This window comes from Novipirellula sp., from assembly GCF_041583735.1.
GTDB lineage: Bacteria > Planctomycetota > Planctomycetia > Pirellulales > Pirellulaceae > Novipirellula.
In genome coordinates this window covers 1-10,463 of the sequence record NZ_JBFHFD010000276.1, presented here as the reverse complement: position 1 = coordinate 10,463, position 10,463 = coordinate 1, and the positions used below count along the sequence as shown (strand labels likewise).

8 protein-coding genes are annotated in these 10,463 nt (G+C 54.6%); 3 read left to right on the top strand and 5 right to left on the bottom strand.

Annotation, left to right across the window (positions count from 1 at the left end):
• Nucleotides 1–140: 140 nt before the first annotated feature.
• On the bottom strand, nt 141–905 hold the full coding sequence (locus ABX962_RS19455; RefSeq protein WP_372721691.1) for a hypothetical protein: 765 nt from the start codon (nt 903–905) through the stop codon (nt 141–143).
• Nucleotides 906–1,500: 595 nt separating this feature from the next.
• Nucleotides 1,501–1,761, bottom strand: coding sequence for a hypothetical protein (locus tag ABX962_RS19450; RefSeq protein WP_372721690.1), 261 nt, complete (start codon nt 1,759–1,761; stop codon nt 1,501–1,503).
• A gap of 289 nt (nt 1,762–2,050) precedes the next feature.
• On the opposite strand from ABX962_RS19450, the gene ABX962_RS19445 reads away from it, so the two are divergent.
• Both ABX962_RS19445 and ABX962_RS19440 read left to right on the top strand, forming a co-directional pair.
• On the top strand, nt 2,051–3,565 hold the full coding sequence (locus ABX962_RS19445) for a sialate O-acetylesterase (protein WP_372721689.1): 1,515 nt from the start codon (nt 2,051–2,053) through the stop codon (nt 3,563–3,565).
• Nucleotides 3,566–4,275: 710 nt separating this feature from the next.
• Entirely contained in the window at nt 4,276–5,658 is a 1,383-nt protein-coding gene (locus tag ABX962_RS19440) for a sulfatase-like hydrolase/transferase (protein WP_372721688.1), read from the top strand.
• A gap of 344 nt (nt 5,659–6,002) precedes the next feature.
• Here the strand turns inward: ABX962_RS19440 and ABX962_RS19435 are convergent, their stop codons facing one another.
• Together ABX962_RS19435 and ABX962_RS19430 are read right to left on the bottom strand one after the other, a co-directional pair.
• Nucleotides 6,003–7,187, bottom strand: coding sequence for a DUF1559 domain-containing protein (locus ABX962_RS19435; RefSeq protein WP_372721687.1), 1,185 nt, complete (start codon nt 7,185–7,187; stop codon nt 6,003–6,005).
• Between the two features lie 591 nt (nt 7,188–7,778).
• Nucleotides 7,779–9,146, bottom strand: coding sequence for a sulfatase (locus ABX962_RS19430; RefSeq protein ID WP_372721686.1), 1,368 nt, complete (start codon nt 9,144–9,146; stop codon nt 7,779–7,781).
• A 359-nt stretch (nt 9,147–9,505) separates the two neighbouring features.
• On the opposite strand from ABX962_RS19430, the gene ABX962_RS19425 reads away from it, so the two are divergent.
• On the top strand, nt 9,506–9,838 hold the full coding sequence (locus tag ABX962_RS19425; protein WP_372721685.1) for a hypothetical protein: 333 nt from the start codon (nt 9,506–9,508) through the stop codon (nt 9,836–9,838).
• A gap of 226 nt (nt 9,839–10,064) precedes the next feature.
• On the opposite strand, the gene ABX962_RS19420 is transcribed toward ABX962_RS19425, so the two are convergent.
• The coding region (locus ABX962_RS19420) for a universal stress protein (RefSeq protein ID WP_372721684.1) at nt 10,065–10,463 on the bottom strand (399 nt) is incomplete at its 5' end.

Sequence of the window (10,463 nt, the reverse complement as noted above, 5' to 3'; positions counted from 1 at the left end):
CGAATGCAGAGCGGCGAACGCTGAAAACAATTCAAGACGCTGAAAAAGCCGCTCCAACGCTTGTGCATTTCACTTGCACAGACATCTGCCATGCTTGGTTAAAAAACGGGAGGTTAGAAAACAGGAAGGCATACCGAATACTAGACCTCACCGGGCAATTCGCCATCCTCGGAACCCGGTTTTCTTGAGGATGGCATTTCAAGAGTATCAGGTAACTTCCTCTTGTGATGCGTTGGTTTGCTACGCTTCGGACGACGCCCCATAACCAATGACATGAATCCGATAATCGCAAACGTACCAGAGAACAACCTGATGATTAGGATGCGCCGACGAGATTTCGTATCAATCTGAGCGATCGTCGTCTTTCCACTTAGTTCACGACCGTACGTCGTCGTGCCATGGTTTGGGTGACCCTTGGGAATTCGCACCGTGCGCAACTCAAAATCTTTTCTACGTTCCTCTATCGAGAACTCTCGATTTACCGCCTTCAACGACGTGCGACTTTGACCGTAGACAACTGAGGTAGCGAACAACAACACGGCGAAAAACAAACAAACTCGCGAGATTCTGCCCATCAACGGGGCGGCAACAAACGATGACGCTTCCTGATTCAACCCAACTCTGATATTCGCGTAAGCAAAGAACATCACCAAGCCAACCAGCCCAGCTACCCGCATCGGAATCCGCGATAAGTCGCGAAACGACGTCATCGTGGAAAGGAGCTGACTCTCTTGCCCGCCGTCGTATCTTTCTGCCCTATTTCGAAGAACATCAAAGCTCGCTGCCCGCATATGATCCGCGTCTCGTTTCATCTTGCTCTGGTGCATAACCTGAGTCGACAAGGTCAGGGCGACGTCACCAAAAAACCAGCAGACGACAAAGGCTAGCCCAATTCGTGCGAACAACCGATGTTGCTTTAAAGCGTCCATTTTTCTCTGTATTGCTATAAGTGCTATCTAAAGTTAGCCGACAGCATCCCGACGACGCAACCAATCCGCGCAAACCAGATTTTGAAAACGCTAACAGAAATTTGATGCCAGAGTCCAGGAACGGTGGCGATATGCAGGCGGCGGCGAGAGACTCAACCATCGCGAGAACGGCGACCACCGCCGCTCCGTCACTATCGCATGGTTCAAGTAACCCGCTATCGCGTCGGCGTGGTTGCGTTATCTGGAGCGTCAGTTTAGCCGATTCTCAGGGGCGTTGGCATGTTTCCTTGTGTTTTTTACTCTCTCAACAAAGATCGACCATGGTTAACGACGAGCACCTCCCCGCTGCATCTCGTTACTTCGACGGTTAGCTCTACCAGAAGATGAACGACGACCTGCAGCTTGCGGGTATTAGCAAACGCACCGTGCACGGCTACCTGTGAGCTGTTCGCCAATTCGCCGACTACTGCGAAAAACGAACCAACCGGATCACCAGAGCCGAACTGCGGCGATACTTTCTGTACTTCAAGAACGAAAACCATTCGCGTACGGGTCGATCCGTGTAGCCTTCTCAGGTGTCAAGTTCTTTCGCTCGCGAACCTACAAGCGAAATTGGCAAACGCTCGCCACGATGAAACTGCAGCGGGACAAAACGACGCCGGACGTCCTCACCATCAAACAGGTCCACCGCATTATCGATGCCTTCCGAGTCGACCAGATTGCTGCCTTCTTTTGGACGACTACTCGATGGGCTGGCGGCTCGAGGAGGCTCGCAACCTGAAAGTCGGCGACATTGCCCCCAAAAGATGCTCTGTCCCCCATGGCTGTCCATTCTCTCTGCGATCGATCACGCTTTCGGTTCATAAAAGTGGCTGCTTGTTACCACTCGGTCTGCTTGCGATATACTCTTTTTCTCATGCGAACTCGGTCGATCCCCGTTTTGGGGTCGCATGGCGGCTGCGAGATTGCTTGAGCGTGCTCGACATCGTCGCTTCCGATCCGGCGGCCACTGCCGAAATCGACCGTGAGCCAAACCCGACGAACCATCGCAAAGAGGCTCTCTGGAAGAGCCCAAGCCAATGTTTCGTTGGGCTCATTCCATTTGAATCGTGAGAACCCCGATGCGTACATCATCCTTGCCACTCGTCCTGCTGCTAGTTGCTCTGCGACCCGAATTGCTTGCGGCCGATCAGCTTCGTGTCGCCGACGTCTTTACTGACAACGCCGTGTTACAACAGGGTGTCAAGTTGCCGGTATGGGGAACGACCACTGCGAATACGGAAGTCACCGTTCGTCTTGCAGGCCAAACGAAGACGGTCCAGGCAGCGGAAGATGGAACTTGGCGACTTGAGCTTTCGCCGCTGCGAGCCGACGGCACCGGTACGACCATGATCGTCGAATCGCAAGAGGATCGCCACGAGTTTCGCAACCTACTCGTTGGCGAAGTGTGGTATGCCAGTGGTCAATCGAACATGCAGATGACGCTCCGAGCGTGTGCTCAGAAGATCCCCGCCATTCGCGAAATCGCCGAAGCCGCTGCGACCGACAACATTCGCTGGCTTCGGATCGATGAACCCGATTCACCCCAACCCTTGAAACACAGACAAAAGACGACGCCTTGGCAACTCGATCATCCCACCAACCGGGCAACGCAATCTGCGGTCGCTTACCTCTTTGCTCGCACCCTTCATGACAAGCTTGGTGTTCCGATTGGCATCATCGAGGGATCTTGGGGCGGCAAACCGATCGAAGGTTTCATTCCCAGATCGCAGTTCGAAAAGCAGGAAACGTTGCAACCACTCCTGACGCTTGCCGAGCAGGATCAACTTGATGATCTGGCTAAGCTGGAAGGAGGCGTGATCATTCGCAACACCGCTGGCATGCCAGGGCGAATCTACAACGCTCGGGTGTCGCCAATCGTGCCCTACGCGATACGTGGATTCATTTGGTATCAGGGCGAGTCCAACGCCGGTCATGGCGAAGATCCTCGCAATTACCGGTTCAAGATGCGAGCGCTCATCGAGGGCTGGCGAGAAACCTGGGGTCAACCGGAGCTTCCATTTTATTTTGTGCAACTACCGGCGTTCAAAGACGAGTTAACGGGTTGGATTCGCTTGCGTGAAGAGCAGCGTCTTAGTCTGGACATTCCGCACACAGGAATGGCGGTGACGATCGACCTTCGCGACAGCGACATTCATCCGGCCAATAAACCTGATGTGGCCAAACGCTTGGCAAACTGGGCCCTGGTGAAGACGTATGGCAAGCAGTTTCCTTGCAGTGGGCCGCTGGCTAAGTCGGCCACCGTCGACGGTGATTCGATGCGAGTCGAGTTCGAGCACGCGGATTCTGGTTTAATGGTGGCTCGCAAGGAAGGACTCGCCGCGGCAACGCCGACGCCTGATATCGCTCTGGCGCACTTTGAATTGGCAGATGAATCCGGCAATTGGCATCCCGCCCAGGCAACGATCGATGGTTCCGCCGTCATCGTTCAGAGCTCTGGAGTCAGGAAACCGCGAGCGGTACGTTACGCCTGCAGCGGCGACCCAGAGAACGCGAACCTTTACAACCAAGCGGGCCTGCCGGCTTCACCGTTCTGCAGTGACCTGCAATTATTGGCGTGGGAGTCGGACCAATAAACTAGATCTCACCGAGACACCCGAGAAGCTTACTCGATAGAAGCTTGTCAAAGACGCCGACCGCTGGCCTGAGTAGCGACGTTTTGTCGGATCAAGCCATGTTTTTTTTCGGTCAACGAACCAGAGGCCAAAGACACCCGCGACGACAGGCGTCGAAAAACAGCAGGCCGAGTGCAAGTATTGAAACTGCGTTTTTACCACAACCCGACGCGTCAGTTTTGATGTTGCGAGTTTAGACGTTCTTCGGGCCAAAGGCCCAGCGATTTGCCTAGCCTGGCCCAACGGGCCAGGTTTTCGATGCAAAGAAACCTAAGGGCCAAAGGTCCGGCCATTTGCTAGCCGCCCTCATTAAGTCCCAGCAAACGGCCGGGCCCGTTGGCCCTACAATTCATTGGTTTTCTTGGTCCCAGCCCGTTGGGCTGGGCTAGGCAAACGTCCGGGGCTTTGCCCCTAAATACAAATGCGCAACATCAAAAAAACGCAAGCGAGGCAACCCAACCCCGGCCGTTTTTACTTATCGGCCTTGGAAATGTGACGGTTTGATAATGCAACACGACTCTATAGGGTGTGACGCTACCAGGCGTCCGGAATGTGGTATCGTAGGAGCCCTGTCAAACGGAAACTCGTCCGATCAGCGCGGTAGAAGATTCGATGGGGCGTGCCTTTTTGCTCGACGGGAACCTGGATGGAATGACAACATGAGAATAAGAATGAGAATGAGAAAGTATTTGCTATTTGTGGCGATGGTGGCGGTTCAATTGGGTGCGTTGCACGTCCATGCCGCGGATCATCCCAACGTCGTCATTTTGCTGGCAGATGATCTGGGATACCAAGATGTCGGATGTTATGGCGGACCTGTACGCACGCCGAATATCGATGGACTGGCGGCTGCGGGAACTCGGTTCACGGATTTCTATTCCGGCTGTGCCGTTTGCAGTCCGTCTCGAGCCACTCTGCTAACAGGTCGACATCACATTCGCGCCGGCGTCTACAGCTGGATTCACGATGAAAGTCAAAACTCGCATTTGCTGCTGCGCGAGAACACGCTTGCTGAATTGCTGAAAGGTGCGGGGTATGCGACGGCGCATGTGGGCAAGTGGCACTTGGGGCTGCCCACGCCCGAGCGTCAGAAACCGACCCCCGCGGAGCATGGTTTTGATCACTGGTTCGCGACTTGGAATAACGCGTCTCCGAGCCATCGAAACCCAGAGAACTTCATTCGCAATGGACAGCCTGTCGGACCGCTGGAAGGCTATTCCTGTCAACTGGTTGCGGATGAAGCGATCCGCTGGCTAGACCAGGAAGGTCGATCGGATCGTCCGTTTTTTCTGAACATCTGGTTTCACGAGCCTCACGCACCGATCGCCGCTCCCGAGGAAATCGTTGACACCTATGGGGCCCGTAAAGACAACGCGGCGATCTACAGTGCCACGATTGACAACACCGATCGCGCGATTGGACGCATCTTAAAGAAGCTGCACGAAGTCGATGCCGCTGAGGACACGATCATCGTTTACGCATCGGACAACGGAAGCTATCGCGATGATCGGACCGGAGGCTTGCGGGGTCGCAAGGGCGCAAACTGGGAAGGCGGTATTCGCGTGCCGGGGATCTTCGTTTGGCCCGGTCAAGTTCAAGCCGGCCAGGTTTCTGGTGAACCGGCAGGGATTGTGGATATGTTGCCAACCCTCTGTTCTCTCGTCGGCGTCGAGCCTCCAGCAACACGTCATCTCGACGGCTCCAACCTGGCACCGATCCTGCGTGGACAAGCGGATGCGTTCACGCGGCACCAGCCGTTGTTCTGGCATCTGCAGCGGAGCCAACCGATCGTCGCCATGCGAGACGGCAAGTGGTCTTTGGTCGCCCACCGAGACTACGAATTGTCGAACAGCAACATGTTCCAAGAATCCTGGATCCCGATGATTAAAACGGGCGGTTACAAAGACTACCAGCTATTCGATCTCGAAAAGGACCGCTCGCAGACGACCAACGTTGCGGATGAATTCCCCGAAACGCTAGCGAGAATGAAGGAACGGCTGCTGCAGATCAACGCCAGCATCATGGCCGACGCCCACGACTGGCACCTGGAATAAGTCCAGCGTTGGTCGCCCGAGACGATAAAAAGCGGTAGACGGCAAGGTTGCGATTGCAGTGGGCCAGCCCGCTGCAGATTTTGTTCTGGCCAGCACCAACGGTGATGCGATCGAGTTGAACCGGACGACGTCATCGCAGCACTTCGCGAGTGGAACTGACACGTGACAACCTGCAACCTGCCGGAGAACATTTTCTGTTGAAGAACAAAGAAACATTGGCATCGGCAGCAGTCTCAGACTGGTGATGGCGATCGCTGCCGAGGTCGGTTGTTCGCGGCAGTGATCCGTGGCAGAAAAAGGAATTCGCTATCGGCGATGAGTGGTTCGTTGCGAATTGGCAAAAGTTAGAAGTCGGAATTAATGACTTCTTTACCGGCACGGGTACCAAGCCGTCCCCACAGCCCATAGTTGCTAGGCGAGCCAGCGGTTGCGGCGCCTGGTGCGGCCATGGCGCCGCTACCCGCATCAATGGAATCGGTGATGAATTTGACCGCGCCATCGGCCATCAGTACGTGAACTCCTCCTTGATGTTGACTACTAGCTGTCGCGACCGCAGATCGGAACGCTTCGTTTGTTGGCGTGACAGCGACCCCGTGCGTTACATAATTTGCAGCTTCCGTATTGATAGAACAGAGTTCACGATTAGGCGGAAGAATCGTATTGATGCAAGTAAACAGCGTGGCCGCTGACGCCCATTGATAACCTCGGCCCGCAGCGATGGTGGGACTGGGGGACTGCCAAAAACGTGGCCGTGTGGCCATCACAAGATTCTTACAAGCTTCGGGATTAAGATATGTCGCAGGAGCCGTACTCGTGTGTCGCACACGTGCGTCATTATCACCGAGGTCTGTAGCAATCTCGCCACACATGATTGTATTTGCGGTGCCATCCAAAATATCACGGAAGCTTGTTTTCCTATGGGCCACGAACACGCCACGGTGATAGGACATCGATTCTCGCGACATATGCTGATCGACCACGCCGGTGAGATTGACTGGACCGGAACCCATTGTACGCATTGAATCGCCCATGCAGGCAACATAGTTCGCGCGTCCGGCAGACGGCGCTCCCACTCCTGGATCACTCGGACAGCGAAACGCAGGGATGTTTTGCATCCAAGGGCTGTAGTTTTGATTATCGGGAGTTGGTCCCATCGCAGGCCAGGGGCCACCGGCCTGCAGCGGATTACTGATCTGTTCCCATAAGGACTGGTTCTCAACAAATGGCAAAACGCCCACCAAGAAGCTTAATTGCAAGTTGTCTGCATGGTTCGGCGGTGTCGTCGCACTCCACCAGTCGGCCATCCCACTCGCTCTCGTACCACTTCCTTGAATTGGCAATTGGTTGTAGGCAGCGTGGTAATTATGGAGTCCCAACCCAAGCTGCTTCACATTGTTCGCGCATGACATACGTCGCGCCGCCTCGCGAGCAGCTTGCACCGCAGGCAGCAAGAGCCCAACTAACACGCCAATGATCGCGATGACCACGAGAAGTTCCACCAGTGTAAAACCTTGTTGAGACTTAGTCATTTCACCACGCCTAATAAAAATTCACCCATCGCACCCTGGCCCAGCACGTTGCCGACCGAACACATGTCGACAATTCTAGTCTTGGGGAATCAGGTTTGCCTACATCTTTCGCCATGTTTATTTGGACGCTCCGATGCGAAGACACACCAGGGTCAGCAGAGAGTAATCCAGATAAGACAGCAGCCGTGATCTCCGACGAAGAAGACAGTTGTGGTGTCCGCTACTTCGTCGCCTTCGAACGACTGCAGTAGTTCCCTCACCTAACGATCAACGGATTGAACCGCCTACGATCCGCTGCAGACTTTTGAGAGGCTGTCTAGCTAAACAGTTGTTCGAAAATAACTTCGTCATTCGAGTTTTGTTACAAATCACGTGGGTGAAGTGTTTTCTATGTAGTGGACGAGGCTACGAGTCCCGTCGTGCCACTAAGTCGCTGGGACCCGTAGCCTCGTCCACTACCTCCAAAGCTGGCCGACCTACGCCTATTCCAGTAAATCTCTAGCGGAACGGCCCAATCGCCACCGGAGGGTTCATGTCATTTGGAAAACATTTTGAAATGACGAAGTTATTTCCGAACGGTTCCTAACCGTATCACTTGGTTCGTTTTTGCTGAGCCGGTTTGGCATTGCGAGTCGGCAGGTGAGCCCTCAGTTTCTGGATCACCGTTGCCGATTCAGGTTCCGAGGCGAGGTTCGTCCATTCGTATGGATCATTTCGGTGATCGTACAGCTCTTCGCTGCCATCGGCATATCGAATGTACCGATGTGTTTGCGTACGCACGGCGTGATTCTTGTAGCCGTGCGTCGTAATGGCCGGATCATTCCACGCGGCTGACGGATCACGCAGCAAGGACACAGCGCTTCGCCCTTCGACGTGCTGGGGGATCTCGATGTCGGCCAATTCGCAAAGCGTTGGATAGATCGTCATAAAGTCGATCGGCCGCTCACATACGGTCCCCGCTTTGGTGACGCCGGGTGCGACCCAGATCAGCGGAGCTCTGGTCGGTTCTTCCCACAAGGCAAATTTGCGCCAGTGACTCTTTTCGCCAAATGACCAACCGTGATCACCCCACAGCACAATAATCGTATTGTCGGCATGTGAACTGTTGCGAAGTCCGTCCATTAGACGTCCGATGTTCATATCCGTGTAGGCACACGTTGCCAGGTAGGACTGGATGGCGTCTTTCCAACGACCACTTTTTAAGAACTTGGCGTGATCGCCGTTGGGATTGGCCATCTTGACGCCTGCCGGCGGAATGTCGCTGAGGTCGTCTTCACGATGCGGTGGCAGCTTGATTTGATCACGTGGAAACAAGTCGTAATACTTTCGCGGAACGGCAAAGGGCAGATGTGGCTTGTAGAGACCACATGCCAGAAACAACGGCTTGTCGTGCTTCTGTTGCAGTTGTTCGATGCACCAATTGACGACGTGCCAGTCCCCGAGATCATCGTCCTTCAGATCATGCGGCAGCGGTTCGTGATATCCCTCGTACTTCTGAACGCGGGGCCCGTCCAGCGAATAGCTTTTGGGGTCCATGTATTCGGACCATTCCGATGGGTGATAGGTTTGGCTGTGGTAGATTTTTCCTGCGCCGGCAACATGGTATCCCGCTTGTTTGAACTGGTTGCTTAGCCCAAATCCTTCGGTGGTGTATTTCTTCCAAGGGTCCCCGTTCATGTAGCAGCCTGTCGTCCAGGGACGTTGGCCGGTCATCAAGGCAGCGCGAGCCGGGTTACAAGCGGGTACCGCACAGTAGGCGCGACTGAACGTCGTTCCCATCTTCGCCAAGCGATCGATATTCGGCGTCTTGGCTTGCGGGTTGCGGCCCAGGTGAGTGACCCATGCGTTCAAATCATCCACGGCAATGAACAACACGTTGGGACGTTGTTTGTCTTCCGCATCAGCCGTCTCGAAAGTCCCTGGACCAAGACACAGGACAAATAGCAACATCCATCGCATCGTCGTACTCACAAAGAGGTGTTGGGGCAGCGGACCCCAACGGAATCGTTGTCGGTGCCGTGCCTCCAGGCCCCCCCAATGTACTCGATTCCACGACAATTCGTTCTCGCTGGGAAGGTCTGGATTTTCCGAAATCACGGCCGCAGCTGGACTGGCTGACATCGTCTGGATCGATTCGAAATCGCATATTGCTCCCCCCCTTTCACGCAAATTACAGATGAAAAGAGCCTCTCGATTGAGGTGGATGGCAGCAAATTCCGCTGATTCCTTTTGCTAGCCAATCGGCGGAGTCTATTGGTGGCTGCGGCGTTCTGCACGCCGCACTCGTATCGAACGATCCCCAATTACGGTACAGTTCAGTGTCTCATTACCATCAAGCGGCCGAGGAAATAATGGCAAAAGTCGATCAAGCAGCCCTGCAGAACGATGAACCCGTGGCGTTATCCGACCACACGGACAAGATCAAATCGCAGGTTCTAGAGAAAGTCGGCAGACCACCCCATCTGCATCGCGTGGAGGTGTGTCGGCACCACAACGACAACTATCGGGTGAACATTTGGGAGAAGTTGGAGCAGCCAGGGGACTTCGCGGTATCAACGCGGGTGCACATTTGGTCGTCCTATTACTTGAAGGTATCGGATTCGGGTGAGATCACTGCCAGCAACCCGCCGCTGACCAAACTCGGCATCTAAGCCTGAATTCATGGCGTTACAAGAACGATGTCCGATCGCAGGACATTCATCTACCGTGACGACTGATGTCCAGCAGCGTAGTCCGTCCCGTCGCCGCGGTAGCGACTTTAAAGAACTGCATGGCCGTCGACTCGCAAAATGACGTCAGTGAAACGCGAATGGGGAACCGCCGACCGCTGTTCATGACCGGCGTCAAGGTCTACACCGCCAAAGCGACTTCCTGCCATCAGCGTTGTTTCGCGGGGTCACAATCGTGCAAGTTTTCGCGAACGGTCAGGACGGGACAGTCCGCTGATCGAATGACGTTTTCGGCCACGCTGCCGAGAAAAAACTGCGATACGGGGCTGCGGCCGTGTGTTCCCATGACAATCAGGTCAATGTGGTGGTCGCGAGCGTACTGGACAATCTTGACGGATGGCCTTCCTTCCGCAAATGCGGTCTCGATCCTCACGTTCTCGTCCGATGTCGCATCGACGCACGCGTCAAGCTTCTGTTGCACCACCGTCTTCAACTCATCAACATTGAACGATGGTGCGTAACCTGCTGAACCCGACGGCGAACTGAGCGTCCTGGAAAGGTTCTCGATTGCATCGAGGCCCATCAGTGTTTCCGTGACTCTCTCTGT

What these genes read in the sequence shown, in the direction of transcription:
- ABX962_RS19450 (WP_372721690.1), bottom strand. Translation starts at nt 1,761, where the DNA reads ATGGACAGCCATGGGGGACAGAGCATCTTTTGGGGGCAATGTCGCCGA.
- ABX962_RS19445 (WP_372721689.1), top strand. Translation starts at nt 2,051, where the DNA reads ATGCGTACATCATCCTTGCCACTCGTCCTGCTGCTAGTTGCTCTGCGA.
- ABX962_RS19440 (WP_372721688.1), top strand. Translation starts at nt 4,276, where the DNA reads ATGAGAATGAGAAAGTATTTGCTATTTGTGGCGATGGTGGCGGTTCAA.
- ABX962_RS19435 (WP_372721687.1), bottom strand. Translation starts at nt 7,187, where the DNA reads ATGACTAAGTCTCAACAAGGTTTTACACTGGTGGAACTTCTCGTGGTC.
- ABX962_RS19430 (WP_372721686.1), bottom strand. Translation starts at nt 9,146, where the DNA reads ATGCGATGGATGTTGCTATTTGTCCTGTGTCTTGGTCCAGGGACTTTC.